The sequence below is a fragment of the Metabacillus rhizolycopersici genome, from assembly GCF_020075705.1.
Window position 1 is genome coordinate 15,844 of sequence record NZ_JAIQUM010000038.1, and the last position, 26,578, is coordinate 42,421.

Below are 26,578 nucleotides of genomic sequence, written 5' to 3' on the forward strand. Positions count from 1 at the left end.
TTCATATTGCTTCAGGTTCTGACTATTTAATATAATTCTGTGAAAGCCCTTCAAATTTTATGTAAAGCATAGTAAAATAATAAATACATAAAAATTGAATTTTTAGAAAATAGTGAAGCTTATCTATGGTTAATTTTGAAAACAAGAGGGCGATGGGATGAAATCATACACAGAAGAAGAATTAAAGGGTGCATTAGACTTATTTCGAATTTTTGCAAGAGCGTTTAAAAGCGTTTCAGAACATTCAATCCGAGATAGCAAAGAACATGGGTTTAATCCTACTGAATTTGCCGTTTTGGAATTGCTTTTTACGAGAGGACCACAAAGACTTCAACAAATTGGATCAAGATTACTTTTGGTTAGTGGTAATGTTACATATGTCATTGATAAGCTTGAGAAAAACGAATTTATTTATCGACAACCAGATGCTAAAGATAAACGTTCTGTTTTTGCTATGTTAACGGATAAGGGGCAGAAATATATGGATGAAATTTATCCGATCCATGCAATTCGTATAGCTAGGGCATTTTCTGGTCTTTCTAGCGAAGAACAGCAGGAATTGAAAGCGCTGTTAAAAAAGGCTGGTGTTCATAGTCAGCATTTGTTATTTAGATAGGTATGAATGGTAAATGGACAACTAATCGTGTAAAGAGTTTTAAAATGTCGACGATGGTAAGATATTCAATCGTAGATAGGACTGTTAACCATCGATTCTGCATCATGTGAAAATGTGAAAAAAATCCCCATATACCTAGCGAAGTTAAGCTAGGTATATGGGGATTTTCAAATCCTCTTATTTTATCTAAATATCTGTTTAATTAATAGCCACCATAACCGCCAACGAAAGCAGTACCTACAATGATAAGTAGGATAAACAATACAACAATTAACGCAAAACTTGAACTATGTCTACGATCATATCCATCGGACATTCTAACACCTCCTTCAAATATGCTCATGATAAACTATTCAAAAATAGAGAATACGGAAGAGTTTTTGAAATAAATGGAAAATCTACCTAACAATATGGGATGATGTCTGATTATATGTATTTCGTTTTCTTTTTTAGATTGCTTTTTATCCATCAAAATTCCGCTTTCTTTAAACGATCTCATACGTTCCTTTACAAGATGGACGGAATACTATGGGAAAGAAAGGAGAGGGGAAAATGGAAAAGAAAAAAAACGTCAAAACTGATTTTCTTAGTAATGCGCATAAACTAATAGGTGAAGAAGTTGAAGTAATCACATCTGAAGGGACATATACAGGTACACTTTTATCTGTTGGTAGCGATGTAATTATTTTACGTACAAGAATTAGAGGGCGAATCGTACGATTATTAATCCGACTTGCATTAATCGTTGCTTTATTCCGTTTAATCGTCACAGAAAGAAGAAATCCATTTGGGTTTAGATCATCTCACCATGAAGAAGATACCTTCTCACACCATGAAAGAGATGAAGACGAAGATGAATTTGAACGACGATAAAATGCAAAATTGTTTAATATTATTTAGATAATAATCGAAAATATGTAAAATTAATGTAAATGAAGAAGTTATATAGGTTAATTTTCATTTTAGAAACAGTAAAGAGGTCAAGCGAATGAACATGAAATATTGACTCAAATTCTTCATAAAAAGTCTAAACTCATATAATTTTGAGGTTAGACTTTTTATGAATGTCTGCAGCCTTTATCTTGTGGTGAAGAAAAAATATTCTTTCATTAGTATTTATAGTTCTTACACGACCTAAAAGATGATCAATGAATCCAGTTATCAAGCTTTTTTTGGAGAGGTTGTCAATTGACTTATGTCGAGTTTTTCCAGCAATCAGGATATGTATTGTTGTTGAGTGAAGATGTGCAGTAAACCGTAGTTACAAAATAGGGTTGATTCCAAAACGATAAAAGGTTAAAGGAATATGATCTTCATTAAAAAAGTTTTAGTTGTTGCAGGACAATAATAACACCACCAAGAACCCACACATAAACTGCGAAGATTTTTAGGGACTGTCGTTTTACAAATGAAATCATGAATCTAACGGCAAGATAGCCAAAAAACGCTGACGCTAACGTTGCAACTAGCATAGAAAAAAGACTTAGTTGTGGCACATCACCTGTTAATACATCTTTCAACTGAAAAATAACTCCACCACAAATGGCTGGAATTGAAAGTAAAAATGAAAAATAGGCAGCAGCTTCTTTATCCATTTTTCGAATTAGTGCACCGACGATTGTCATACCTGATCTAGAAATTGCAGGGAAAATAGCGAAAGCTTGAAAGCTCCCAATAAAGAATGAATCAAAAAGGGAGAGGTCGTCTATCTTTTTTGCACCATTCTTTATTGAATCTGCAAACCATAAAAATAGTCCAGTAACAAGAAATTCCCAACCAATTGTCATACCTGTTTTTGAGATTTCATCAAAAAAATCACTAAATAATACACCAGCGAATACTGCCGGAATCGTTCCGACTACTAGTAAAGCTGTCATTCGACTAAGCGGTTTTTTGACTAAATTTATAATAATGTCTTTGTAAAAAACGAGTAATGCAATAAGAGTACCGATATGAAGCATTGTATCTAAAAAGAGGCCTGCTTCTTCTAATCCGAAAAGTTTTCTCCCAAGATAAAGATGTCCAGTACTACTTATTGGAATAAACTCCGTTAATCCTTGTATGATCCCTAGTATTAAAGCCTGGAGCCAATCCATTTATTCATTCCTCCCTTATAGATATAGCTATGGTTGTCTATATCTATGAATATGTGTCCTACATAGGATGGTAGAACTTGAGAGTGAAATTGATGAATAATTATCGAAGGGATTATGGATTTAGATTATTGTGCAGGAAAAAGTCCACCGATGCAAATGGAGTTAAATAATTCAAAAAGTGGTAAAAATCTATTGACAGATAACTTAGACTACACTTATGATAGTAGTAAGTTAATATTCTTCTTCAAAGGGGAGTAGCGTTCAGGGGAAATCCCTGAAAACAAGGTCGTCATTTCGTGGATTTTATCCTCCGGCTTTGTTAGCATGTTCGGTTCTATTACACATGTTCAGCAAGACCTTTGCCTTAGGTGGCAAAGGTCTTTTTGTGTTGTCCTATAGCTACTTAAGGTTTAAGGAGAAAAAAGAGCTATAGGGGGAGAAAAAATGGATGTATCTTTATTGTTAGAGTATGGTTGGGTTTTACTTATTCTTGTCGCTCTTGAAGGAATTTTAGCAGCTGACAATGCCCTTGTTATGGCAGTTATGGTCAAACATTTACCAGAAGAGCAGAGGAAAAAAGCTTTATTTTATGGGTTAGCGGGTGCGTTGATCTTACGATTAGGTTCATTATTTTTAATTTCATTCTTAGTTAATGTATGGCAGGTACAGGCAATCGGTGCTATTTACTTACTATACATTTCGATTAATCATATCATTAAGAAGCATGTGCTTAAAAAGAATGAACATGAGAAAAAGGTGAAAAAGCAATCTGGTTTCTGGGGGACTGTTTTGAAAGTAGAACTTGCAGACATTGCATTTGCTGTGGATTCAATCTTGGCTGCAGTTGCGTTAGCCGTTACGTTACCAGCAACTAATCTTCCTGCAATCGGTGGATTAGATGGCGGACAATTTCTTGTCATCTTGGCTGGTGGGCTAATCGGGGTTGTGATTATGCGATTTGCGGCTACTTATTTTGTTAAACTCCTTAAGAAAAGACCAAATCTTGAAACAGCTGCTTTTCTCATTGTTGGCTGGGTAGGTGTAAAACTTGCGCTATACACGTTATCACACCCACAAATTGACATCGTGTCAAAACACTTTATTGAATCGGCAACGTGGAAAGCTATTTTCTGGATTGTTCTTGCTGGAATTGCCGTTGGGGGTTGGTTCTTCTCAAAGAATAAAAACGATGATGAAGATTCAGATGAAAATCAGCAATCAATGAAAAAAGTAGAATACCGCTAATTTAGCGGATTGATTAGAAGACGTTTGGTAATCAATTTCCAAACGTCTTTTTGTCGATAAGAAAACATAAATCTTTGTGCTGTGAATTAGTTAGTGCATGACATCCAGTTCCAGTTCTTTTGTTCTTGTTTAGGATGATGGTTAAGAAGGCTTAGAAGTGTTACTAAATCATCTCGTTTCAAGATTGTTGGATATTCATGTAAACTAATCAAAAAATCAGTTAATTCCATTTCAAATGTGTAACATATTTAAGGTCTATATACCTATGTTTTGGTATTTGATAAAATTATTCATTCAACACCCCTAATATGGATAGAAGGTTCGTAACAATGTAGTGAATGAAGATAAAATACTTAAAAAGATAAAAAAGGGGGGAGTATGTGTAGTTATGATTTTTAAAGCGAGGATAAGGATTTAGTGCTGTGAAGGGAACTGTATAAAAATTCCTACCTTGTTAAATCATTGTTTTAATTGTCAAAACACTATTTCATTTATTTACTTGAATATGTAAATCGACTTTAATTTAAAGTAGGTATATAGTCTGTAATTTTGTAATATTTGTCTTAGTTTTGTTGAAAACAGGAAAGATAGTTTCATAATTCTTCCTTTGCGAACCCTATTTAATTTAGCTATGATAGACGAAGTAATATAGGGGAAACAGAGGTGAACACAGGTGCTTAGCCTTTTGTTTAAAGGAGATAAGAAAAAACGAACGCTAGAAGAAACGGTTCTCTTAATTCAAAAAGGTGATAAAGAATTACAAAACCAATTAATTGAACAATATAAACCGTTCGTTGCGAAAACAGTATCATCTGTTTGTAAACGATATATAACTGAAAATGATGATGAATTTAGTATTGGTCTAATTGCATTTAATGATGCAATCGAAAAATATTCAACTGATAAGGGAAGTTCATTATTTGCTTTTGCTGAATTAGTTATTAAGCGAAAAGTAATTGACTATATTCGCAAGGAAGCACGTCAACCTTATACAATAAATTTCGAACTTCAGGAGCATGAAGAAGGAGAATTCTCTCAAAGTAAAATTGAGTCGGATTTATCGATTGATGAATATACGAAAATGATTGAACAAGAACATCGCAAAGAGGAGATTACTTTTTTTCAACATTGTTTACAAGATTTCAAATTAACATTTGCTGAAATTGTTGAACAATCTCCAAAACATTATGATGCGAGACAAAATGCGATAAGAGTCGCAACAAAATTGGTTGAAGATGACGAATTAAGGGAGTTCCTTTTCAATAAGAAGCAGCTTCCTGTAAAACAGCTTGAAGCAAAAGTTGCAGTAAGTCGTAAGACAATTGAGAGAAATAGAAAATATATTATTGCAATGGCCATCATTCTGTCCGGGGATTTCGTCTATTTAAAAGATTATATAAAAGGGGTGCTACACTCATGAAAATAGGGGTCGTCGTAGAATATAATGATGACTTTGTAACACTACTTACCCCAGATGGGCAATTTTTAAAAGCTAATAATAAAGAGGGTAATTATGAATTAGGGGAAGAAATTTCTTTTTTTCCTTTAATGGATGAACGTGAAGACGCAGCAACAAGAACAACTAGAGCAAAGAACAGAAGCATTTCTGATTATTTCAAACTTCGCAAAGCTAGAGTAGGTGTTTTATCTGTACTTGCAATCATGGTTTTTATGATATCTTTCCTACCTTTTTTTAACAGTGATAAAGTGTACGCCTATATGTCTATCGATATTAATCCTAGCTTCGAAATTGGGATAGATGATCAATTAAAAGTCATTTCTCTTGAGCCTTTGAATGAAGAAGCAGAAAAGCTTTTAGAAATGCTTCCTGAATGGGAAAATAAACAGTTTGATGAAATCGTTACTGCGATTGTTGCTGCTTCTAAATCAGAGGGCTACGTTTATCCAGGTAAGGAAATTGTGATTACAACAGTAATTAACGAAAAAGATAAAAACGTACAAACAGAGCTAGAAGAAAATATTGATGAGATTCGTACCTCATATGAAAATGAGGAAATGCTCGTTAACACGATTGAATCTGATACAGAAACAAGAGAAAAGGCTCAAAAACTAGGAGTATCTACAGGTAAGTACTTAAGGCTTCAAGAGAAAGCAAAAGCTACTGATGATTCGAAAGAAGATGAAATAAAGCCTGTTGAAAAGGAAAATCAATCTGAAGATAACTCTACAACAAACAAAGCAAATAATAGTTCTTCCTCTCCTAATTCTGCAAATGATAATAGTCAACCTGTTAAGGAAACAATAAATTCTGACACAAAAGAAAAGCTTCAAGAAGCAACGAACAAGTTACAAGAGAACTCAAAAAATAATAACAATGAAAAAAATCAGGAAGAAAATAAGCAAAAACAACAAAATCAACAAAATCAACAAAATCAACAAAATCAACAAAATCAACAAAATCAACAAAATCAACAAAATCAACAAAATCAATATATAAAAGAAGAAAAGGAAAAGAAGAAAGAGGAAAAAAACAGCAAAGACTATAGAAACAATAAAGATGACCGAGACGATTGGGATGATCGAGACAATCGAAACAAACCGAGTGACCGAGATGATTGGGATAATCGAGACAAACGGAATGCTCGAGATGATCGAGAAGATTGGGATAATCGAGACAAACGGAATGACCGAGATGATCGAGAAGATTGGGATAATCGAGACAAATGGAATGACCGAGATGATCGAAACAAGCGAGATAACCGAGAAGACGAAGATGATGATTGATTTTCTATAAGGGAAAATCATTAGAATAAAATTTTGAAAAGGCTGATCAAGCGATCAGCCTTTTTGCCATTCTATTCAGTTTTCTGTCCGTTTAATTGCGATTGTGCTTGAGCGACTAATCGTTTTGTAATTTCTCCGCCAACAGATCCGTTTGACCGAGCTACAGTATCTGATCCTAAGTTAACACCAAATTCCGCCGCGATTTCATATTTAATTTGATCCAGAGCTTGTTCAATCCCTGGTACAAGTAACTTATTACTACTTCTAACCATGTAGACACCCCTTAAAATGAATTTGAAAAAACTGACAGCAAAGACGTAAGTCATAAAATCGTGAAAAGCTTGCCTCATGTCTTAAATGAATTGGTCAGCCTTACACATAAGATTTCATTCAAAAGGATTTTCTATACTGGTAATGTTTAGAATAAGGGGAATAATAATTTCGTCATCTGAGTGCGTGTTAATTGGATTGACAATATGACACCTCTGTTTGGTATACCTTAAATGAATAGAATGACCGACATATTATGAAACCTACGTCATATGCTTCTATTGGAAAGTAGACAAATTAAAGGTTTTTTCGTTGTAAATTGAAAGTTAATTTTATCTCATATTAACCGATCTCCCATACCTCAAGATTTAAGAAAAGCATGGGAGATCGGTACGGGATAACTGTAATGAACTGATAAGTCTCGCTCTATCTATAATAAGTACTCTCTCCTTGCAAATTCGCAAAAATAGTACTTATAATTTATTTATTACAATACAAGTTCAAATGAGATTAAATGTGGAGGTAAATATGGCCAAGCGTATTTTTCTTTTTCTTTTGTCAAATATACTTGTTATAACAACGATTGGAATTGTTCTATCTCTGTTAAATATCTCTCCATATCAATCGCTAAATGGTAATCTTGATTTAGTAAACTTACTTATTTTCAGTGCTGTTATTGGGTTTACAGGGTCGTTTATCTCACTTGCGATGTCTCGGTGGATGGCAAAAATGATGATGGGGGTACAAGTATTAAATCCTTCAGCGTCTCTTTCGCCAATTGAGCGGGAGTTAGTTGAAAGAGTGCATCGTTTATCTAGAGCAGCAGGATTAACGAAAATGCCTCAGGTTGGAATTTATCAGTCTTCTGAAGTAAATGCCTTTGCGACAGGCCCATCTAAACGTCGCTCACTTGTCGCTGTTTCTACAGGTCTATTACATGAAATGGATGACGATGCAATTGAAGGAGTAGTTGCACATGAGATTGCGCATATCTCAAATGGCGATATGGTAACAATGACCTTATTACAAGGAATCGTTAATACGTTCGTGGTGTTTTTGGCTCGGATTGCAGCGTGGCTAGTTTCTCGCTTCGTAAGGGAAGATTTAGCACCAATCGTTCATTTTGTTGCCGTGATTATTTTTCAGTTGGTCTTTTCCATTTTAGGAAGCCTTGTCGTCTTCGCCTTCTCTAGATATCGTGAATTTCATGCAGATAGAGGTGGTGCGGATTTAGCAGGTAAGGACAAAATGATTCACGCGCTTCGCTCATTAAAACATTATACTGGGCGCATAAGGGATGATCAAACATCATTAGCATCGTTGAAAATTACTAGTAAAAAAGGTATGTCTTTATTTTCAACGCATCCGGATTTAGATGATCGGATCAGTCGGTTAGAAGCAAAATAATAGAAAAGGGATGGCTCTTAGGTGTTAAAGACTTATGAGTCATCCCTTTTTTCTTTGAAGAAATTTATAGGTAAATACTACCTTCTACTCATTTGCGCCTTATGCCATGCCTGAGGCTGATCAAGGTCCTTGCGCTTTTCATATACATAAGTCTAAAACTTAAGAGTGAATGATCATATATTTCTAATTTCGATGATTTATGCAAATGCCCTTTAATTTTGCTTTGGTTTTCTTTATTATATAGGACATGGATTATTTATCCTGGCGTGAATACGCCACCATAGAGTTTTGTAAGATTGGAATGAAAATGAAATGAATAAATGGAAACTTCGTTTGCAATCATTAACACCGGTACAATTAATCGTTTCTTATTACTTTTTAGCTGTGACAGTCTCTGTTATATTGTTGAGCTTGCCTGTGGCCCATAAGCCGGGGGTTAAGTGGACGTTTATTGATGGCTTGTTTACAGCAGTGAGTGCAGTTAGTGTGACAGGTCTTACTTCTATTTCTATTGCAGATACATTCAGTGTGCCTGGAATCTTTATTTTAGCTTTTGTTCTTCAATTTGGAGGGATAGGAGTGATGACCCTTGCTACATTTGTATGGCTTTTAACTGGGAAGAAAATTGGTTTGAGAGAGCGGCAATTGATTATGAGAGATCAAAACCAGACAAGCTTATCTGGAGTCGTTCACATGATTAAACAAATAATCATATTGATTCTTCTGATTGAGTTATTAGGTGGAATAATATTAGGACTATACTTCCTAAATTATTATGATACATGGCAGGAAGCATTTTTGAATGGCTTTTTTACATCTATTAGTGCAACGACTAACGGCGGATTTGATCTTACTGGACAATCATTGATTCCTTTTGCTGACGATTATTTTATCCAATTTATCGTCATGATCTTAATTATTCTCGGAGCAATCGGATTTCCAGTACTAATCGAAGTGAAAAATTTCTTATTTACGAAAAATAAAAAATACCGATTTTCCCTCTTTACAAAAATTACGACAATCACCTTTTTTTCATTAGTTATCGGTGGTGCAATCCTAATTGCAAGTATTGAATATTCTTATTTTTATAAAGGAATGGCATGGCACGAAACATTCTTTTATTCGCTGTTTCAATCGACAGCAACGAGAAGTGGTGGATATGCAACGATGGACGTTAGTCTGTATACAGAAACGACGATCATCATTATGTGTGCATTAATGTTTATCGGAGCTTCACCGAGTTCGGTAGGTGGAGGGATTCGAACAACAACTTTTGCATTAAACCTTTTATTTCTTTTTCATTTTGCTAGGGGAAATAAATCAATTAAGATCTTTAAACGAGAGCTACATGAGGAAGATTTAATGAAGTCAGTGATGGTAACAATGATGGCAGTGATCATTTGTTTTTTTGCAGTCCTTATTTTATCGATTTCAGAACCATTTTCATTAATTGAAATCCTATTTGAAGTTTGTTCGGCATTCGGAACGACCGGCCTTTCTATGGGGATTACTCCCCACCTAAGTATACTAGGAAAAGTTGTTATCATGATCAATATGTTTATTGGTAGAATAGGTATCCTTACGTTTCTTTATTTATTAGGTACAAAGGAACGAAAGGATAATTTCCATTATCCAAAGGAAAGAGTCATAATCGGATAAATGTCGAGGGTTGTTGTTTTTCTACTATTACGTAGAAAGCGACAACCCTTTTATCTATATGCAAATATACGGTTAATTCAACTTCACTATGATATACTTTTTGGGACAATATGTAAGAGGAGGGATAGAAATGAAAAAGATTGTTATGCTCGTATTATTCATACTTTCGATGTTGGTTCTAAGCGCTTGTTCAGAAAAGCCGACAGCAAGTGACCGTTTTTCTCAATACATAGATTTATGGAATGATCAAAAGTTCTCAGAAATGTATGAAATGCTGACAACAAGTACGAAGGAAACTATATCAAAAGAGGATTTTATTAGTCGCTATACGGATATTTATGATGGGATTTCAGCAAAAGACGTTAACGTAACATTTGAGAAACCAACGGAGGAAGAGCAGAAGGGTGAAACAGAAGTAATTGTTTACCCATTTTCATTAACAATGGATACTCTCGCTGGGGAGATTTCATTCGAGCATGATGTTCGATTAACAAAAGAAGAAAGAGAGGATGGCGAAAACTGGTTTATTACCTGGTTACCGGCGATGATTTTTCCGCAACTTGAAGATGGGGAAGAAGTGAAAATTTCTAGTCAACCACCAGCTAGAGGACAGATCTTTGACCAAAATCAAAATGGACTTGCAGTAAATGGTGTAGCACATGAAATTGGGATTGTACCAGGAAACCTTCCTGAAAATCATGATGAGGTATTAACAGAACTTGCAGCATTACTCGAATTAGATCGTGCGGAAATTGATGCGAAAATAAATCAATCGTGGGTACGACCAGAAGACTTTGTCCCAATTAAAAAGATCGATTCAACTAATACAAAGCTTTTAGAGCAGCTTGTCGCGCTTCCATCTGTATTAAAAAGGGATTCAGCATCAAGAGTCTATCCATTAGGTGAATCAGCAGCACATTTAACTGGTTACATTGGCAGCATCACAGCTGAGGAGTTTGAAAAATTAAAGGATAAAGGCTACAGCAGTAGTTCAATCGTTGGTAAAGCTGGACTTGAAGAAGTTTATGAAGATCGTCTAAAAGGAGAAACCGGTTATAAAATCTATGTGGGTGGAACCGATAAGATAATTGCTGAGAAAGAGCCAGTTAACGGCGAGGATATTAGGATTACGATTAATAGTGAACTTCAGAAGTCACTATATGAGCAGTTAAACGGTGAACCTGGAACAGCGGTAGCATTACACCCAATCACAGGTGAGACACTAGCGATGGTAAGTAGTCCATCCTATAATCCAAATGAATTTATATATGGGATGTCAAAGGAGAAATATAGCTCATTAGCAGATAACCCATTAAAACCGTTAATGGCAAGATTCAATAAAACGTATGCACCAGGATCTTCAATAAAACCAATAACTGCTACGATTGGATTGGAATCAGGAAAACTCCAACCGAACGATGAGAAGGTTATTAAAGGGAAATCATGGCAGCAAGATAGTAGCTGGGGAAAATACTTTATTACCCGTGTTTCAACTAAAATTGAACATGTGAATTTGGAAAATGCGCTCATTTATTCTGATAATATTTATTTCGCCCAATTAGCATTAGAGATTGGAGCAGAGACATTTTCAAATGGACTTAAGAAATTTGGATTTGAGGAAGAAATTGATTTCCCATTCCCAATTAATAAGTCCACAATTGCGACTAATGGACTTACAAATGAGCAGCTGCTAGCGGATTCAGGCTATGGCCAAGGTCAGCTCCAAATGAGTCCGTTCCATTTTGCAGCCACATACACAACGTTCGTGAATAATGGAAATATGATAAAACCTTATTTAGAAAAACAAACTGAGGAGAAAGCAACTATTTGGAAGGAACAAATTGTCACCTCTGACCATGCTCAGCTCCTTTTACAGGATTTAGAACAGGTTGTTCAAAATCCGAATGGTACAGCCTATGAGCCGCAAGTTGAAGGACAGAAATTAGCAGGGAAAACAGGTACAGCAGAGCTGAAACAGTCACAAGAAGATAAAGAAGGCAAAGAAAATGGCTGGTTTGTAGCGGTGAATACTAATGATCCAAAGCTACTAATAGCAATGATGGTTGAGGATGTAAAAGGAAAAGGTGGAAGCCACCATGTAGTACCGAAAGTGAAGCAAGTATTTAAAGAGTTTACCTCGAATTAAAGAAGTAAAGGGCTGGCAAATGAGTTTTGTCAGCCTTTTATTTTTGTATCAGAATTTATAAGTTTAGGCTTCGAGAATTGTCCAGCGCAAGCGTCCGGCCCCCCTTGGGTCTAAGCCACTCAGGAATTGAAGGCAAAGAACACCTTCTATTCCTGAGCGTCTTATTTACCCGAGGCTGAACAAGGCGCTTGCGCTTTTCTTAGTATTCCCGCACATAAATTGATTATGAAAGTGAAAAAGTAAAGGAGAAGAGAGGTGAGATTGTGGAAAAACATCGGGATTTTCCAGTTGCAAATTTAACCGAAACACAAATAGATGCACTTCTTCAAATGGAGTCTAAGCTACGTCAAGAAACAGGAGAGGAAATCGTCCTTATCGCTTATGAACATCAAGCAGATTAACTTTTCCTTATACTACCTATGATAGGGAACTGAGAATTAGGTAAAAGTATTTATGTATCATCGAAAATAAATTCGAGGTGATTTTAATGAAAAGAAAAGCGACACGAAATCAAGCAATAAAAAATAATTTCACACCAACTGAAAGCCTTCCTGATGCTGAATTTGCTGAAATAAATGATGATCATGATCCGATGAAGGGCGCTAACCGTAATTCGAAAAAAGGGAAACAAGGGAAGTAATCACTATGACAAAAAAACATATAAAGAGCAAAAATCTAGAAAATCATAAAAAACCGACACATAAAAATCTTCTAAAAGAAGAATTTGGGCAAGAGCTCGGAGATATGAATGCTGCGCAAATTTATGGAGTACTCGAAGGGAATAAGAATAAAGGGAATAAAGAAGGGAAAAACCGAAAGTAATTCTAAGTTTGGCTTTGTCCATCGCCCGTTTTGGTTTGTAAGTTAACTGGCAGTAAACCATGGCCACTAAGAGTTTTGATTTCGCTATACAAAAAAAGTGAGAGTAGATGATCTCTCACTTTTTAACTTACTTTTGAGTCAAGCTCATTAGACACTGCTGAGTAAACAGATGTTGCTGATTGAATCGGATCATAGTGGACGAGAACAATTGAATCCTCTTCAATCATTTTTCCAGTTTGTAAATAATGGTTTACATTAAAAGGTATTGTTTCAAGAACGGTATGTTTAAATAAATCTTTTTCTGATAATTGTTTACTTGCAAATTCCTTGCCTAAGATGAGCGGGTTATCTAGGATCGAACGGTAAATTTTACTTCTTTCCTGTTTTGTTAATGCATCGTTCCACCAAGGTTTACGAGGTTTATATTTTTGATTACGTAAATAGTCGTATCTCATCAATCCACTTACAATGTCTAAATCATCATTTTTAGCATTCTCAAGGAAGTCATGAAGGTGTTTGTACAGGTCTTCTAATTGATGACCAATTCTTGTCCAACCTTTTTCGTCCCAAAACGTTCCAAACTCTTGGAAGAAATCGAATGGGGATGAAAAAACGTTTGAAACTAAATATTCAATTGTCTCATCCATCCGATGATCATTCCAATACTTTTCTAAAACATCCTCCACCTGCTTGATGCTAATGATATCTTCAAATGAGAGAACATTGTTCTTTAATATTTCATAAGGGGAATGATCCATATATACATAATCATGGTCAGCAGCACGAAGGCGAAGACCAGTACCTCGCAACATTTTTAGGAAACCTAGTTGTAGTTCCTCAGGTCGTAATTTAAACACATCATTAAAGGTTTTCTTGAAGGAATTGTAATCTTCCTCTGGTAGCCCAGCAATTAAATCCAAATGCTGATCTATTTTTTGCCCTTCTTTTACCATTGTCACAGTTCTTGTCAGCTTATTAAAGTTTTGCCTTCTCATCACTAGCTCATTTGTCTGATCATTTGTTGACTGTACACCGATTTCAAAACGGAATAAGCCCTTTGGCGCGTTGTCATTCAAAAATTGAATTACCTCAGGTCTCATAATATCCGCCGTTATTTCAAATTGGAAGACTGTTCCTGGCTTGTGTTCGTCAATTAGAAATTGGAACATTTCCATTGCATAGCTGCGACTAATATTAAACGTACGGTCAACGAATTTAATCGTTTTTGCACCATTGTTCATCAAATAGCGAATATCATCTTTTATTTTTTCACGATCAAAGTATCTAACACCCACTTCGATAGATGATAAACAAAACTGGCAACTAAACGGACAGCCACGACTTGTTTCGATATACGTAACACGCTTCGAGAGCTGTGATATATCTTCTTCAAAACGATAAGGAGATGGTAACTCCTTTAAATCGACTTTGTTTCGTTGAGGCTTAAATTGGACCGAGTTGTTTTCACGAAAAGCAATTCCACTTACGTTTGTGAAGTTTCGTTCACCATGTAACTCATCTAATAATTGCTTAAACGACTGTTCACCTTCACCCATAATGATACAATCAACTTCTGGAATCCTTTCCATCCACTCTTTTGTATCATAGGTTACTTCTGGTCCACCTAGTACAATAAACAACGATGGGTTAATTTTTTTCATCATTTTAATGACTTTAATCGTTTCTTCAATGTTCCAAATATAACAACTAAACCCGAGGATTTCAGGTTTTTTCCTATGCAGGTCTGTCACGATGTTCATCGACGGATCTTTAATTGTATATTCGGCAAGTTCAACTTCGTATTCGGGCTCTGCATATGCTTTTAAATAACGAATTGATAAGCTTGTATGAATGTATTTAGCATTTAATGTTGATAAAACAATTTTCATTTATAAAAACACCACTTTTAACAAAATTTTGTAAATGCCTATGCATGAATTGCATGCGATCAATTTCTAATTGTATCATAATTTTTCAGAAAAACGTACTTGTGTTACTGGTCTCTTACCCATAGTATGGAAAACTTTGAAGAGGTACATTCAACAGACATAAAAAAAGAAGAGTGATTATCTCACACTCTTCTCAGTAAAGTTCCTTATATAATATCTGAAAGTAGATGCTTGTAGTTCAATAAATGGTTGCGTAACTGCTTTTACGAAGTTCGTTGATAGGGTCGATGTTAAAAGGATAGATAATACGATCATGAATGTAAGGCTTTGATAATCCTTCATCCAATCTAATAGCTCACTATTCCTTATATATTGAATAATAAACCCGTGTAGTAAATAAACGTAAAAGGTTCGTGTGCCCCATTCCGTATAAAATGAATAGTTTCTCGGAATTAAGGATAAAAAACTAATCGATGTAATAATTGTTAAACTATAAAACCCGAGTCGAGTGATGGCACTCATGATGGAAGGTTCACCAAAATGGGAATAGGATTTAGAACCGAAAAGCCATTCATAGTCAAACTCGAGATAGAAGTACGAAATAAATGTGACGATTAATAAAAAGATTGAAATCCCTCTTACAGGCGCCTTTGTAAATATGACAAAATGCTCCTTTTTTAAATAATAGCCTATTAAAAACAACGGGAAAAAGACAAATGTTCTAGATAGGCTTAAATAATTACTGATGAAATCAATATAACCAACCGTTAAGCCGACTGAAAACGCCAGAAATAGTGCCCATCTAGTTGGAAGCTTTGTGACAACAAAAAGAAGTACGTTCCAGCAAAATAAGCTAACTAAAAACCATAGTGACCAATGTGGGTCCAGAGGATTAAGGACCATTGAACTTTGATTCTCAATGAAAAAATAATAAACAGAGTAAATTCCTTGGAAAATAAGATATGGTAGTATTAATTTTTTTGCTATTTTCAACACATACCCTTTTTTTCTAAAGCTTTTCGCAAAATATCCAGAGATTAGAATAAAAGCAGGCATATGAAATGTATAAAGGAATTTATATATATTCATAAAGATTTGACTGTCGTCGATAAATGATCGGATGATATGACCGAAGACAACTAACAAAATTAAAAAGACTTTAGCATTATCAAAATAACTATCACGGTTATTCATGTTCTCACCTTTTTTCTAGAAAAGTATTAACCTAGTAAAACCCATTATTAACTGGCAATAAAACCTCTACATTAAGATTATAGAGAAGCAATGAGGTTAGGTTGGAGTAAGAACCCCACTGTCGGAGGTCTCACTTTATCAGTTACTATAAACTATCTTACGCACAAATCAATCATTTTATAAGGTTTGTTACGGAAGTGTAATCCGATTGTAAGATTTGCTATGAATCATTCTCTATATTCCAACATCTATAATAGTTTTTTTATAGAGAAAATCAAACTAATTTTTTTCCCAATTTGTAAATGGAATAGGGGGGATAATTGAACTTGTAGAATGATTGAGTCGTTCGGACTGGTCAAAAGGGTGTAGAAAAACAAAATCATTTCAATGGAAGCAATTGTCGTAGAGCTCAAAAAATAGGTAGGAGCACTTGTCACAAACATAGCCATCCAACATATTATTTGAGTAAGGGAAAAAAGTTGTGCTAGGTAAAGAAAGGGGCAAGTTATATGTTAAAGCAAAGACGAACGAAAAAAGTGTATTTCTATGTTTCATTATTCTCAAAGCTCAATATCATCAGTGAAGAGGAAAAGAACAGCTTGTTAGGGAAATTGAACGAGTAGTGGGGACATTGATTGTTAGAATCGGAACCATTAATCTAAAAACCCCTTAGTTCAATTGAAAAATTGAACTAAGGGGTTTTTAAGTGGTAATGAATCGTCAGACAGGAAATAAAGTAGAAATTGCTTCCTTGTAATTACCAGATAAAATTCCTTTTTCCGTAATAATTCCAGCGATTAATTCGCTAGGTGTAATGTCAAATGCAGGATTAAATACCTTTACACCTTCAGGAGCAACGCGAACTCCGTTAAGCTCTGTTACTTCTTCTGGATTTCGTTCTTCAATTGGAATTTCATTTCCATTCGATACAGTAGGATCAAACGTTGACAATGGTGCTGCAACATAGAAAGGAATATGAAAAGCAGATGCTAATAAAGCTAAATTATAAGTTCCGATTTTGTTTGCTGTATCACCATTTGCAGCAATACGATCAGCGCCGACAATGATAGCTGAGATATTTTTTGATTTAATGGTGTGTGCTGCCATGTTATCAGTAATTAAGGTAACATCCACGCCAGCCTGCATAAGCTCCCAGGTTGTTAAGCGGGCACCTTGAAGAACTGGACGTGTTTCACATGCATAAACGCTGATATTAATGTCTTTTTCTTTCGCTAAATAAAATGGTGCTAATGCTGTTCCGTATTTTGCAGTTGCAATAGAACCGGCATTACAAATTGTCATAACGCGATCACCATTTTTAAAAACAGATAGCGCATGTTCTCCGATTAATCGACAAACTTCTTCGTCTTCAACTTGAATTTGGATAGCTTCATGTAAAATGGTTGTTTTCGCCTCATTAATTGATTGAACGTTTGAAATACTACGAATTAATCGGTCGAGTGCCCAAACTAAATTAATCGCTGTTGGCCTTGAGCTTGCTAAATAATCCCGCTTTTCCTTTATGCTTCTTTGAAATTCAGCTACGGTAGTAGATGAATCTTTGTGAGCAGCTATTACTAAACCGAATGCTGCTGCAATTCCAATCGCCGGAGCCCCCCTTACTTTCAAGGTTTGAATAGCCTCCCAAACGTCTTCTACTGATTTTAACTCAATGTATTCTGTTACATGTGGAAGTTTTTGTTGATTCAATAATGAAATAAAATCATCTTTCCAAATAACAGAACGAGGAATTGTAAAGTTTGTTGTCGTCATGATGTTATATCTCCTTTGCCTACTTTAGTCGATTAACTATTAGAAGTTAACTAGATTATGCTGAATGATTGTGTTGTAATATGGTGCCACGGATTAAGAATATCCGCTAAATAGTGACGTCAAGCTAAGTGAATTAAAATCCACATTTAGGCTAGCAAAATAGTGAATTTGCCAAAAAATAAGCTAAACCACATGTACTTAGATTTATCCTAGTAATACCTTTACTTATGGAAGTCTCGCTTTATAGAGTAACAGCTTGCTTGACGTATTCCTTAAATTGTTCGGGCTTCGTAATGTTTTTTTGATTTTTAATTAGTTCGCTACCTAATGACAGTGCTATCTGCTTCGTTACAATTCTTTTTTCATACGGTTGGATCGAATCGAGGTCAGCTACATGTGCGAGACCGATTGTGCGACGAATGATTTCACAGCCTGCAAAACCGATCGCTTCTTCAAATATTTCAGATAATACATGTTCTAAATAGCCGTCGACTTTTGTGAAAATCTCAAGAGCATCCTTTTTCCAAGCAGTTGTAAATTCTTTGGCAAATACATTCCATGTTGTTTCAATGTGGGTGTATAGCACTTCTTGGTTTTCAGTGTCACGAGAAATCGCATTTAAAAGGAGATTTGCGATAAATTGGCCTATATCGAAACCAATTGGTCCGAAGTATGCAAACTCTGGATCAATGACCTTCGTTTCCTTATCGTCTGCAAAGATACTGCCTGTATGCAAATCACCGTGTAAAAGTGCTTCTGCTTTCGTTAGGAATTTTTGTTTAAGCTTTGCAACTTCTAACTTTAATGCTTGATCCTGCCAAATCCGTTCAACATCCGGGCCAAGTTCTGGTTCGTAATCATTTGAATCGTGATTAAAGAATGGATCTGTGAAAACAAGATCTTCAGTAATTTTGCATAGATCAGGATTAATGAATTGTTTTACTAACGATTTTTTACTATGCTGATTTAAGCCATAATCTGATGTGTAAAACAATGTTTTTGCAAGGAATTCTCCGATATGTTTTGAAAGAAGAGGTAAATCTTTTCCTTCAATTAGTGCTGTACGTGCTATTTGAAGACGTGATAGATCTTCCATTATCGTAATGGCCAATTGGTCGTCAGTATATAAAATCTTTGGTACATACTGAGGAACAAATTCACCTTGTTTTAAAAGTGCAGTTGCTTCAATGCGTGAACGATCTAATGTTAATGGATAGCTTTCACCAATTACTTTTGCGTAAGGAAGTGCTTGTTTAATGATGATGCCTTCCCCAGTTTCTATGTCATTTAGTTTAAAAACTAAATTTAAGTTTCCATCGCCAATTTCATTACATGTTAAGTTACTATTTTCTTCAAAAAGTTGGAGACGCTTTGCAAGAGCAATCGCACCACTTTCAGTTAATGATTCATATAAAGATGATTTTTTTGCGGACATAATAATACCTCCAGTAATAGTTTTGGGGAGGCTTTTCTTTGAAAATAAGAAAAGCCTCTTTCGCGAATGAAAGAGGCTTGAAGACGAATCTTCGCACCTCTCATCTGTCAGAAAGAATGTCTTTCTGATGGAATTAGCACCGTGCCCTATTGAAACCTGAGGTGAATGTTTCATTCCCCATGTTTCAATGGTTATATGGTCGGTTGCTGCGGCGTCATTGGGCCAAGTCCCTCTGCCAACTCTTGATAAGAGATAAATATGATTATATTATGAAATTAATCGTTGATATATTAAGTATGTTCAGAAAAGTAGAACACTTGATTAGAATGGTATCAATTATTAATTGGATTTGTCAACAATTAATAAAAAAAACTTAGATTTTATTTTTGAAGTAGGTTTGTGTCTAATTCGAGCTTTGCGAGTCGCTTCAATGTTTTATTTATAAAATTCCGGAAGACGGTCATCGAAAACAGGGATTTGACTTCGAACTTGTTTTACAGTTTCAACGTCGATTGTGGCAGAAATCGAGCCTGCTTGTTCATCAGCTTCTGCGATAATTGTACCCCAAGGATCAATGATCATTGAATGACCTGCAAATACATTGTTAAGATCAGAGCCCGCACGATTACATGCTACGACATAGCATTGATTTTCAATTGCTCTACTTGTAAGTAATGTTCTCCAGTGGTTTAGGCGAGGTAATGGCCACTCGGCAACGACAAATAATACCTCTGCTCCTTGTGTAGTATGGGCACGAATCCATTCTGGAAAACGAATGTCGTAGCAAATAACTCCTGCACTTTTTATTCCTTCAATTTCAAAAAGTCCTTTTTCAGTTCCTGCTGTTAAGTAATGATGTTCATCCATCAATTTGAATAAATGGAGCTTGCTATACTCATGGACAAATTCGCCTTGTGTATTAAAGATGTACATTGTGTTTGTTACGTTATCCGCGGTTTTCTTAGCGATGGAACCACCGACGATATTAATCTGATATTTCTTTGCTAGACGACTTAGAAATTGCTTTGTTTCCTCACCTTTTTCATCGGCAATTTCATCTAGTCGAGTGAGGTCATACCCAGTTGTCCAAAGTTCTGGTAAAACGATTATGGTTGATTTTTTATTTTCAACAGTTTGTGCAATTTTTTCCTCTACTTGTTGATAATTGAATTGCGGATCACCAAATTTAATATCAAGTTGTATGCAAGTAATGACGGGTTGCATAGAAATTCACACCTTCATTTTATAATTTTTACTTTACAAGTTGATTCTAACAATATATGATTTGTGACTAGAATTTCAAGAATTTTTTGAGAAGGTGCTGAAAAAATGAAAATCTTTGAGCAATCACAATTATTAAATACATTACCGAAGCAGTTTTTTGCGAATTTAGTTACCAAGGTAAATAAAATTGTTGAACAAGGTCATGATGTAATCAACTTAGGACAAGGCAATCCAGATCAGCCTACTCCAAGTCATATCGTAGAGGCGATGCAAAAGGCAGTTGAAAACCCGAAGTTTCATAAATATTCACCATTCCGTGGCCAGCAGTTCCTAAAAGAAGCGATAGCAACTTTTTATGAAAGAGAATATGGCGTCAAAATTGATGCAAATACAGAAGTGGCGATTTTATTTGGTGGGAAGGCAGGACTGGTTGAAGTTCCTCAATGTATGTTAAACCCAGGTGATGTTGTCCTCGTTCCCGACCCTGGGTACCCAGATTACTGGTCAGGTGTTGAGCTCGCACGTGCAAAAATGGAAATGATGCCACTTTTAAGTGAAAATCAATTTTTACCTGACTATAAGAGCTTATCAAAGGACGCTGTCGAAAAAGCTAAGCTAATGTTTATAAACTATCCAAATAATCCAACTGGTGCGACGGCAACAAAGGAATTCTTCGAGGAGACAGTGGACTTTGCTCAAGAAAATGACATTTGTGTTGTTCATGATTTTGCTTATGGAGCAATTGGCTTTGATGGAAAACGCCCAATGAGCTTTTTACAAACAGAAGGTGCGAAAGAAATAGGAATCGAAATTTATACCTTCTCGAAAACGTATAACATGGCAGGCTGGAGAATTGGATTTGCAATTGGCAATCCATCTGTGATTGAATCTTTAAATCTTTTGCAAGATCATTTGTATGTAAGTGTATTTAGTGCCATTCAAGCAGCCGCTGCACATGCATTATTAAGTCCGCAAACATGTGTAGATGAGCTTGTTTCTCTTTACGAATCGCGTCGCAATGTGTTAATTGATGCATTCCGTGACATAGGTTGGGATGTAAAAGCACCATCCGGATCATTTTTTGCTTGGCTACCTGTACCGAGCCAGTTTAAATCATCTGAAGATTTTTCAGATTATTTATTAGAGAAAGCACATGTTGTTGTTGCACCTGGCAATGGATTTGGTGAATTTGGTGAGGGCTATGTCCGTGTTGGTTTATTAACTTCTGAAGAACGACTACAGGAAGCAGCAAAACGTATTAAAACATTAAAATTATTTTGAAATAATTTTAAAAGTTGACAGTGAAAAAGGTATCTGTCATAATTTCAACTAATTAAATCATTCATTATGAACGTTTCGTTCTTATCAAGAGCAGGTGGAGGGACTAGCCCTATGAAGCCCGGCAACCGACTTAACCTATTGCGTTTAAGCACGGTGCTAATTCTTGCAGCATTCGCTGATAGATAAGGAGTTATGCTTGTTTTTTTTTTGCATGGTATGCCCCTTCGATCTATTTGTGTCGGAGGGGCTTTTTGTTTACTTAGGAAATTATAAAATTCTTGTACTGTGGAGAAGCGCACGCCATCTAGTGCTTGCGCTTTTGTTCTTACTAAAAAGGATTTGTGGCAAGAAAGTGTAGTGAATTGGTATGTGAATTTGTCAATGGCGGATCACATTCTGATTTTTGGAAAATTCACGAAAAAGTAACAGAATATTAGGCATAATTCGACAATAATGATAGAATTAGATGATAAATAAAAAGATTCAGAAAATCTGAAATGTTTTAAGAGAAAGTAGGGTATTACGTGAGTGAGGTTATTGCAACATATCTTGTACATGATGCAAAAGGTGATCTTAATAAAAAGGCTGAAGGTATTGCCTTAGGGCTAACAGTTGGTTCATGGACGGATTTACCGCTGCTTGAGCAAGAACAGTTAAAGGCCCATAAAGGCAGAGTAGTTGAAGTCAGTCAACTAGAAGATAATGAAAAAACAAATCATTATTTAGGTAAATCGGTTAAAATTGGAAAAATAAAAATCGCTTATCCGAGCATAAATTTTAGTCAGGATCTTCCTGCTATTTTAACAACTGTCTTTGGAAAGCTATCACTAGATGGTGAAGTAAAACTAATTGATATAGAACTTTCAGAGGAAGTGCAGTCCTTTTTCTCAGGACCTTCATTTGGAGTTTTAGGAATTCGTGAATCAGTAGGAGTATTTGACAGACCTTTATTAATGAGCATTTTTAAAGGTGTGATCGGCAGGGATTTAGCCTACTTAAAAGACCAGTTAAAGCAACAGGTTTTAGGTGGTGTAGATTTAGTCAAGGACGATGAAATCCTGTTTGAGAATCCGTTAACACCTTTTGAAGACCGTATTTTAGCAGGTAAAGACGTATTGAAAAATGTGTATGAAGAAACTGGGCATAGAGCATTATATGCTGTCAACTTATCTGGAAAAACATTTGAATTAAAGGATAAGGCAAAACGAGCAACAGAGCTCGGAGCGAATGTTTTATTATTCAATGTATTTGCTTATGGCCTAGATGTACTTCAAAGTTTAGCTGAAGATTCGGAGATTTCTGTTCCAATTATGGCACATCCAGCAGTTAGTGGTGCATCTACGGCTTCAAGCTTATATGGTTTTTCTAGCTCACTTTTATTAGGCAAGCTCTTACGTTTATCTGGGGCGGATTTTTCATTATTTCCGTCACCATATGGAAGTGTAGCGTTAGATCGTAATGAAGCGATTGGAATTGCAAAAAATTGTCTTAAGAAAGATTCACTGAAGCAATCATTCCCAGTTCCTTCAGCAGGCATTCATCCAGGGCTTGTGCCATTGCTTATTCAAGACTTTGGCATTGATTCGGTTATTAATGCAGGGGGCGGAGTTCATGGCCACCCAAATGGAGCCATCGGTGGGGGCAGAGCATTCCGGGCTGCTATTGATGCCACATTGGCTGGAATCAGTTTAAAACAAGCGGCAGCTTCAGAAGAAAACTTAAAGCTTGCAATTGATTTATGGGGTGCAAAGGAGGTATACAAGTGAAAAACAAAGCAATCATCTGTGATTTTGATGGAACAATCACTGAGACGGATAATATCATCGCGATCATGAAGAGGTTTGCTCCACCAGAGTGGGATGCGCTAAAAAATGGCGTATTATCTCAGGGGATTTCGATACAAGAAGGTGTAGGTAAAATGTTTGAATTATTACCTTCGTCATCAAAAAACGAAATTGTCGATTATATACTTGATCATGCGCAAATTCGGGCTGGCTTCAAAGATTTTGTTCAATATACAAAAGATAAACAAATACCTCTGTACATAGTTAGTGGGGGCATCGATTTTTTTGTATACCCACTTCTTGAAGGATTAATTGATGAGGAGCAAATTTATTGTAACAAAGCAGACTTCTCAAATGAGATGATCAAAATTGAATGGCCTCATAGCTGTGATGAAAATTGTGATAATCATTGTGGCTGCTGTAAGCCATCTTTAATTAGACAATTGACAACAGAAGACCAGGCTAAAATTGTGATAGGTGATTCGATTACAGATTTACAAGCAGCAAAACTTGCAGACTTCGTCATTGCAAGAGACTTACTTTTAGAAAAAAGTAAAGAATTACATCTGCCACATAAACCATTTACAACTTTTTACGACGTAATTGAAGTGTTGGATCGTTTAGAGGAGGTGCGTGCATGAGCTTAAAGGATACGAGATGGGAAGAGCTTGCAGATATTAAACGAGTGTTAGCAAGAAGAGACTGGTTTCCAGGCACGAGTGGAAACTTGGCGATAAAAGTTGATGATCAGCCCCTGAGTTTTCTTGTAACCGCGAGTGGGAAGGATAAAACGAAGGAAACAAATGAGGATTTTTTACTCGTTGACGGTCAAGGTAAGCCAGTTGGAGACACTCACTTAAAGCCTTCGGATGAAACCCTTCTTCACAAAGAAATTTATAATAAAACAAATGCAGGATGCAGCTTACACGTTCATACCGTTGATAATAATGTGATTTCTGAATTATATGGGGACAAAGGTAGTATTACCTTCAAAGGTCAAGAAATCATTAAAGCGTGTGGATTATGGGAAGAAGATGCTGAATTAACCATTCCGATTATTTATAATCATGCACATATTCCTACATTAGCAACTGAATTCGGTGAGTTTGTGAAAGAAGATGCAGGTGCAGTTTTGATAAGAAACCACGGAATCACAGTGTGGGGAAGAACTGCATTAGAAGCAAAAAAATACTTAGAAGCATGTGAATTTTTATTTTCATATCATTTAAAGCTTTTATCTTTTAAGGCGATAAAAAACAATCTATCCCGCATTAACGGGCAGTAATCCCCCTACCTCTCACCTTGAGGTAATCAAAGAAGCGAGGGTGAGGGATAACTGCCCGTAAAAGCCCGATAAGTCTCGCTAACCAACAGTGCACTGTTGGAAGTCTTGCTTTATAATATCAGATGAACATACTTCAATCTGATTCATTTAAATAAAAATTATTTATATGGAGGAGAAGATAAAATGGCAGTAATTAAAGTTAGAAATACGAAAGAAGTCATTGAAGGTCATGATAATGTGCTAAGTTTTTTAGAAAAACAAGGTGTTCTTTATGAGCATTGGGATATGAGTAAACTTCCTGAAGGTTTGAGAGAAAAGTTTGACCTAAATGATCAAGAAAAAGAAGAAATTTTGTCTACTTTTAAAGAAGACATTGAGGAATTAGCGGGAAGAAGAGGCTATAAAACATGGGATGTCATCACGTTATCAGATGCTACGCCCAATCTTGATGAACTACTTAAGAAGTTCGAGAATGTTCACGTTCATACGGAAGATGAAGTACGTGCAATCGCTGCTGGTCATGGTATTTTTATCATCAAGGGCGATGAGCAAACAGGCTATTTTGATGTTGAACTTGAAGCTGGTGATGTGATTTCTGTACCAGAAGGCAACCCGCATTTCTTCACGTTGATGGAAGATCGTAAAGTTGTAGCTGTTCGTTTATTTATTGAAACAGAAGGATGGGTTGCACATCCTTATCAAGAAAAAGATGAAGTAAATCAATAAAGGGAAAAGCGTAGAAATTCTATTTGATTTCTACGCTGTTCTTTTGGAATCGAAGTAAGTAGAAAAGCACAATACTAACTTGCGTATGATGGACTATTGTAAATCGGTTACATCTTTTGAAATAAATAATTCGGATAATGTGACAGTTTTGGCTTTTTGTATAACCAATGGTACATATTGTTTTAATACAGAGGCAGTTTTTTCTCCAGCAACGCCTACATGTCCAATGGCAATAATCTCATTATCAACTTCAATTTTATTCATTAGTAAATTTGCCTGCTTAATAATATGCTTTGTAGTATATTGTTCGTCAAAGAAAAGCTCGTTTTCTAAATAAGGAACTTGTAATTCTTTTGCAAGAGTGGCTACAACACTTTTGCTCGTCGTTTTACTGTCTAAATAGTACAAGCCTCTTTCTTTACACACTTCTAAAATAATTCTCATCACTCGTTCGTCTGCTGTTATTTTCGAGCCCATATGATTATTCATTCCTACAGCATGTGGAACAGCATCGATGGCTTCATTTACACGCTTTCTCACTTCATCATCCGTTAAATCAGAAGTGATTGCACCTGGTCCTAACCAGCTCTTCTTTCCATGTAACGGTTCCATAGGGAGGTGAACAATGATCTCATGGCCTTTCTTGTGGGCAAGTGTTGCATCTTTTTCCGTGGTCGGGAGAAATGGCATCACAGCAATTGTAAGTTGAAGGGGCAACGATAAAATTTCTTCTGTTCCTTTCATACCGTTACCAAAATCATCAATAACGATAGCAACCTGTTTTTGTTTGGTGTTTGTTCCATGAGCAGTATATGGAACAAAAGCTAAAAGAACGACGCTGAACAATAGGAGCATTCTCATCTATATTTCCTCCCTTATCTTTATTGTGAATACGAGCTGAACAATTCTCCATTTTACCATTCAGTAATTGCTTAAATTCTAATATGTGGATTGGAAAAAATCTTAGTGAATGAAGGAATG

25 protein-coding genes and 2 riboswitches are annotated in these 26,578 nt (G+C 35.8%); of the genes, 16 read left to right on the plus strand and 9 right to left on the minus strand.

The features are described from left to right. The first annotated feature begins 157 nt into the window (after positions 1–157). Positions 158–616: a MarR family winged helix-turn-helix transcriptional regulator gene (locus K9V48_RS16080; RefSeq protein WP_224140048.1), complete on the plus strand. Its 459-nt coding sequence runs from the start codon at positions 158–160 to the stop codon at positions 614–616. A gap of 202 nt (positions 617–818) precedes the next feature. Here K9V48_RS16080 and K9V48_RS16085 read toward each other — a convergent pair whose 3' ends face one another. Next, a complete protein-coding gene (locus tag K9V48_RS16085) occupies positions 819–932 on the minus strand; it encodes a YjcZ family sporulation protein (protein ID WP_224140049.1) in 114 nt (37 codons plus the stop codon). A gap of 236 nt (positions 933–1,168) precedes the next feature. Here K9V48_RS16085 and K9V48_RS16090 point away from each other — a divergent pair, with 236 nt between their 5' ends. Beyond that, positions 1,169–1,489, plus strand: a complete 321-nt coding sequence (locus K9V48_RS16090) for a hypothetical protein (protein ID WP_224140050.1) — start codon at positions 1,169–1,171, stop codon at positions 1,487–1,489. A gap of 443 nt (positions 1,490–1,932) precedes the next feature. On the opposite strand, the gene K9V48_RS16095 is transcribed toward K9V48_RS16090, so the two are convergent. Beyond that, entirely contained in the window at positions 1,933–2,712 is a 780-nt protein-coding gene (locus tag K9V48_RS16095) for an undecaprenyl-diphosphate phosphatase (protein ID WP_224140051.1), read from the minus strand. Positions 2,713–3,156: 444 nt separating this feature from the next. Here K9V48_RS16095 and K9V48_RS16100 point away from each other — a divergent pair, with 444 nt between their 5' ends. The 3 genes from K9V48_RS16100 to K9V48_RS16110 all read left to right on the plus strand — a co-directional run bounded on the left by K9V48_RS16100 (position 3,157) and on the right by K9V48_RS16110 (position 6,702). Further along, a complete protein-coding gene (locus K9V48_RS16100; protein WP_224140052.1) occupies positions 3,157–3,957 on the plus strand; it encodes a TerC family protein in 801 nt (266 codons plus the stop codon). Positions 3,958–4,630: 673 nt separating this feature from the next. After that, positions 4,631–5,377: an RNA polymerase sigma factor SigI gene (gene sigI / locus K9V48_RS16105; RefSeq protein WP_224140053.1), complete on the plus strand. Its 747-nt coding sequence runs from the start codon at positions 4,631–4,633 to the stop codon at positions 5,375–5,377. Continuing rightward, complete coding sequence (locus K9V48_RS16110; protein ID WP_224140054.1) at positions 5,374–6,702, plus strand: anti-sigma factor domain-containing protein; 1,329 nt, start codon at positions 5,374–5,376, stop codon at positions 6,700–6,702. Before sigI ends, K9V48_RS16110 begins: the two co-directional genes overlap by 4 nt. A 71-nt stretch (positions 6,703–6,773) precedes the next feature. Here K9V48_RS16110 and K9V48_RS16115 read toward each other — a convergent pair whose 3' ends face one another. Continuing rightward, entirely contained in the window at positions 6,774–6,974 is a 201-nt protein-coding gene (locus tag K9V48_RS16115) for an alpha/beta-type small acid-soluble spore protein (protein WP_224140055.1), read from the minus strand. A gap of 526 nt (positions 6,975–7,500) precedes the next feature. On the opposite strand from K9V48_RS16115, the gene htpX reads away from it, so the two are divergent. The 6 genes from htpX (at position 7,501) to ykzE (ending at position 13,006) form a co-directional block, all read left to right on the plus strand. Further along, positions 7,501–8,379 carry a protease HtpX gene (gene htpX / locus K9V48_RS16120; RefSeq protein ID WP_224140056.1) on the plus strand — a complete coding sequence of 293 codons (879 nt, stop codon included), beginning with the start codon at positions 7,501–7,503 and terminating at the stop codon, positions 8,377–8,379. A 312-nt stretch (positions 8,380–8,691) separates the two neighbouring features. Continuing rightward, complete coding sequence (locus K9V48_RS16125; RefSeq protein ID WP_224140057.1) at positions 8,692–10,038, plus strand: TrkH family potassium uptake protein; 1,347 nt, start codon at positions 8,692–8,694, stop codon at positions 10,036–10,038. A 130-nt stretch (positions 10,039–10,168) separates the two neighbouring features. Beyond that, positions 10,169–12,184 carry a penicillin-binding transpeptidase domain-containing protein gene (locus K9V48_RS16130; protein ID WP_224140058.1) on the plus strand — a complete coding sequence of 672 codons (2,016 nt, stop codon included), beginning with the start codon at positions 10,169–10,171 and terminating at the stop codon, positions 12,182–12,184. Between the two features lie 263 nt (positions 12,185–12,447). Further along, positions 12,448–12,585: a hypothetical protein gene (locus K9V48_RS16135; RefSeq protein WP_224140059.1), complete on the plus strand. Its 138-nt coding sequence runs from the start codon at positions 12,448–12,450 to the stop codon at positions 12,583–12,585. Positions 12,586–12,671: 86 nt separating this feature from the next. After that, the gene (gene ykzP, locus K9V48_RS16140) at positions 12,672–12,824 is read left to right on the plus strand and encodes a protein YkzP (RefSeq protein WP_181455775.1); all 153 of its coding nucleotides are present in this window, start codon (positions 12,672–12,674) and stop codon (positions 12,822–12,824) included. A gap of 5 nt (positions 12,825–12,829) precedes the next feature. Next, positions 12,830–13,006 (plus strand): protein YkzE, encoded by a 177-nt coding sequence (gene ykzE, locus K9V48_RS16145; RefSeq protein ID WP_224140060.1) that lies wholly within the window; start codon positions 12,830–12,832, stop codon positions 13,004–13,006. A gap of 122 nt (positions 13,007–13,128) precedes the next feature. Here the strand turns inward: ykzE and K9V48_RS16150 are convergent, their stop codons facing one another. From K9V48_RS16150 to K9V48_RS16170, 5 genes are all read right to left on the minus strand, one after another. Beyond that, positions 13,129–14,895: a B12-binding domain-containing radical SAM protein gene (locus K9V48_RS16150; RefSeq protein WP_224140061.1), complete on the minus strand. Its 1,767-nt coding sequence runs from the start codon at positions 14,893–14,895 to the stop codon at positions 13,129–13,131. A gap of 177 nt (positions 14,896–15,072) precedes the next feature. Then, on the minus strand, positions 15,073–16,089 hold the full coding sequence (locus K9V48_RS16155; protein ID WP_224140062.1) for an acyltransferase family protein: 1,017 nt from the start codon (positions 16,087–16,089) through the stop codon (positions 15,073–15,075). Positions 16,090–16,809: 720 nt separating this feature from the next. Continuing rightward, positions 16,810–17,862, minus strand: a complete 1,053-nt coding sequence (gene mtnA / locus K9V48_RS16160) for an S-methyl-5-thioribose-1-phosphate isomerase (protein WP_224140063.1) — start codon at positions 17,860–17,862, stop codon at positions 16,810–16,812. Positions 17,863–18,103: 241 nt separating this feature from the next. Then, positions 18,104–19,297, minus strand: a complete 1,194-nt coding sequence (gene mtnK / locus K9V48_RS16165; RefSeq protein ID WP_224140064.1) for an S-methyl-5-thioribose kinase — start codon at positions 19,295–19,297, stop codon at positions 18,104–18,106. 97 nt (positions 19,298–19,394) lie between these two features. Next, positions 19,395–19,549: riboswitch (SAM riboswitch) on the minus strand. A gap of 183 nt (positions 19,550–19,732) precedes the next feature. After that, the gene (locus K9V48_RS16170; protein ID WP_224140065.1) at positions 19,733–20,521 is read right to left on the minus strand and encodes a carbon-nitrogen family hydrolase; all 789 of its coding nucleotides are present in this window, start codon (positions 20,519–20,521) and stop codon (positions 19,733–19,735) included. Between the two features lie 105 nt (positions 20,522–20,626). Between K9V48_RS16170 and K9V48_RS16175 the strand changes: the two genes are divergently transcribed. The 5 genes from K9V48_RS16175 (at position 20,627) to K9V48_RS16195 (ending at position 25,597) form a co-directional block, all read left to right on the plus strand. Beyond that, positions 20,627–21,802, plus strand: a complete 1,176-nt coding sequence (locus K9V48_RS16175) for a pyridoxal phosphate-dependent aminotransferase (RefSeq protein WP_224140066.1) — start codon at positions 20,627–20,629, stop codon at positions 21,800–21,802. A gap of 78 nt (positions 21,803–21,880) precedes the next feature. After that, positions 21,881–21,991, plus strand: a riboswitch (SAM riboswitch). 335 nt (positions 21,992–22,326) lie between these two features. Further along, the gene (gene mtnW / locus K9V48_RS16180) at positions 22,327–23,568 is read left to right on the plus strand and encodes a 2,3-diketo-5-methylthiopentyl-1-phosphate enolase (protein WP_224140067.1); all 1,242 of its coding nucleotides are present in this window, start codon (positions 22,327–22,329) and stop codon (positions 23,566–23,568) included. Beyond that, positions 23,541–24,227 (plus strand): 2-hydroxy-3-keto-5-methylthiopentenyl-1-phosphate phosphatase, encoded by a 687-nt coding sequence (locus tag K9V48_RS16185; protein WP_410429616.1) that lies wholly within the window; start codon positions 23,541–23,543, stop codon positions 24,225–24,227. The genes mtnW and K9V48_RS16185 overlap by 28 nt, the downstream gene beginning before the upstream one ends. Then, entirely contained in the window at positions 24,224–24,871 is a 648-nt protein-coding gene (locus K9V48_RS16190; RefSeq protein ID WP_224140069.1) for a methylthioribulose 1-phosphate dehydratase, read from the plus strand. The genes K9V48_RS16185 and K9V48_RS16190 overlap by 4 nt, the downstream gene beginning before the upstream one ends. Positions 24,872–25,054: 183 nt before the next feature. Then, entirely contained in the window at positions 25,055–25,597 is a 543-nt protein-coding gene (locus K9V48_RS16195; RefSeq protein ID WP_224140070.1) for a 1,2-dihydroxy-3-keto-5-methylthiopentene dioxygenase, read from the plus strand. A gap of 93 nt (positions 25,598–25,690) precedes the next feature. On the opposite strand, the gene K9V48_RS16200 is transcribed toward K9V48_RS16195, so the two are convergent. Then, a complete protein-coding gene (locus K9V48_RS16200) occupies positions 25,691–26,452 on the minus strand; it encodes a divergent polysaccharide deacetylase family protein (protein ID WP_438803898.1) in 762 nt (253 codons plus the stop codon). Positions 26,453–26,578 lie beyond the last annotated feature (126 nt).

What these genes read in the sequence shown, in the direction of transcription:
- K9V48_RS16080 (WP_224140048.1), top strand. Translation starts at nt 158, where the DNA reads ATGAAATCATACACAGAAGAAGAATTAAAGGGTGCATTAGACTTATTT.
- K9V48_RS16085 (WP_224140049.1), bottom strand. Translation starts at nt 932, where the DNA reads ATGTCCGATGGATATGATCGTAGACATAGTTCAAGTTTTGCGTTAATT.
- K9V48_RS16090 (WP_224140050.1), top strand. Translation starts at nt 1,169, where the DNA reads ATGGAAAAGAAAAAAAACGTCAAAACTGATTTTCTTAGTAATGCGCAT.
- K9V48_RS16095 (WP_224140051.1), bottom strand. Translation starts at nt 2,712, where the DNA reads ATGGATTGGCTCCAGGCTTTAATACTAGGGATCATACAAGGATTAACG.
- K9V48_RS16100 (WP_224140052.1), top strand. Translation starts at nt 3,157, where the DNA reads ATGGATGTATCTTTATTGTTAGAGTATGGTTGGGTTTTACTTATTCTT.
- K9V48_RS16110 (WP_224140054.1), top strand. Translation starts at nt 5,374, where the DNA reads ATGAAAATAGGGGTCGTCGTAGAATATAATGATGACTTTGTAACACTA.
- K9V48_RS16115 (WP_224140055.1), bottom strand. Translation starts at nt 6,974, where the DNA reads ATGGTTAGAAGTAGTAATAAGTTACTTGTACCAGGGATTGAACAAGCT.
- htpX (WP_224140056.1), top strand. Translation starts at nt 7,501, where the DNA reads ATGGCCAAGCGTATTTTTCTTTTTCTTTTGTCAAATATACTTGTTATA.
- K9V48_RS16125 (WP_224140057.1), top strand. Translation starts at nt 8,692, where the DNA reads ATGAATAAATGGAAACTTCGTTTGCAATCATTAACACCGGTACAATTA.
- K9V48_RS16130 (WP_224140058.1), top strand. Translation starts at nt 10,169, where the DNA reads ATGAAAAAGATTGTTATGCTCGTATTATTCATACTTTCGATGTTGGTT.
- ykzP (WP_181455775.1), top strand. Translation starts at nt 12,672, where the DNA reads ATGAAAAGAAAAGCGACACGAAATCAAGCAATAAAAAATAATTTCACA.
- ykzE (WP_224140060.1), top strand. Translation starts at nt 12,830, where the DNA reads ATGACAAAAAAACATATAAAGAGCAAAAATCTAGAAAATCATAAAAAA.
- K9V48_RS16150 (WP_224140061.1), bottom strand. Translation starts at nt 14,895, where the DNA reads ATGAAAATTGTTTTATCAACATTAAATGCTAAATACATTCATACAAGC.
- K9V48_RS16155 (WP_224140062.1), bottom strand. Translation starts at nt 16,089, where the DNA reads ATGAATAACCGTGATAGTTATTTTGATAATGCTAAAGTCTTTTTAATT.
- mtnA (WP_224140063.1), bottom strand. Translation starts at nt 17,862, where the DNA reads ATGACGACAACAAACTTTACAATTCCTCGTTCTGTTATTTGGAAAGAT.
- mtnK (WP_224140064.1), bottom strand. Translation starts at nt 19,297, where the DNA reads ATGTCCGCAAAAAAATCATCTTTATATGAATCATTAACTGAAAGTGGT.
- K9V48_RS16170 (WP_224140065.1), bottom strand. Translation starts at nt 20,521, where the DNA reads ATGCAACCCGTCATTACTTGCATACAACTTGATATTAAATTTGGTGAT.
- K9V48_RS16175 (WP_224140066.1), top strand. Translation starts at nt 20,627, where the DNA reads ATGAAAATCTTTGAGCAATCACAATTATTAAATACATTACCGAAGCAG.
- K9V48_RS16185 (WP_410429616.1), top strand. Translation starts at nt 23,541, where the DNA reads ATGGGGTGCAAAGGAGGTATACAAGTGAAAAACAAAGCAATCATCTGT.
- K9V48_RS16190 (WP_224140069.1), top strand. Translation starts at nt 24,224, where the DNA reads ATGAGCTTAAAGGATACGAGATGGGAAGAGCTTGCAGATATTAAACGA.
- K9V48_RS16195 (WP_224140070.1), top strand. Translation starts at nt 25,055, where the DNA reads ATGGCAGTAATTAAAGTTAGAAATACGAAAGAAGTCATTGAAGGTCAT.
- K9V48_RS16200 (WP_438803898.1), bottom strand. Translation starts at nt 26,452, where the DNA reads ATGCTCCTATTGTTCAGCGTCGTTCTTTTAGCTTTTGTTCCATATACT.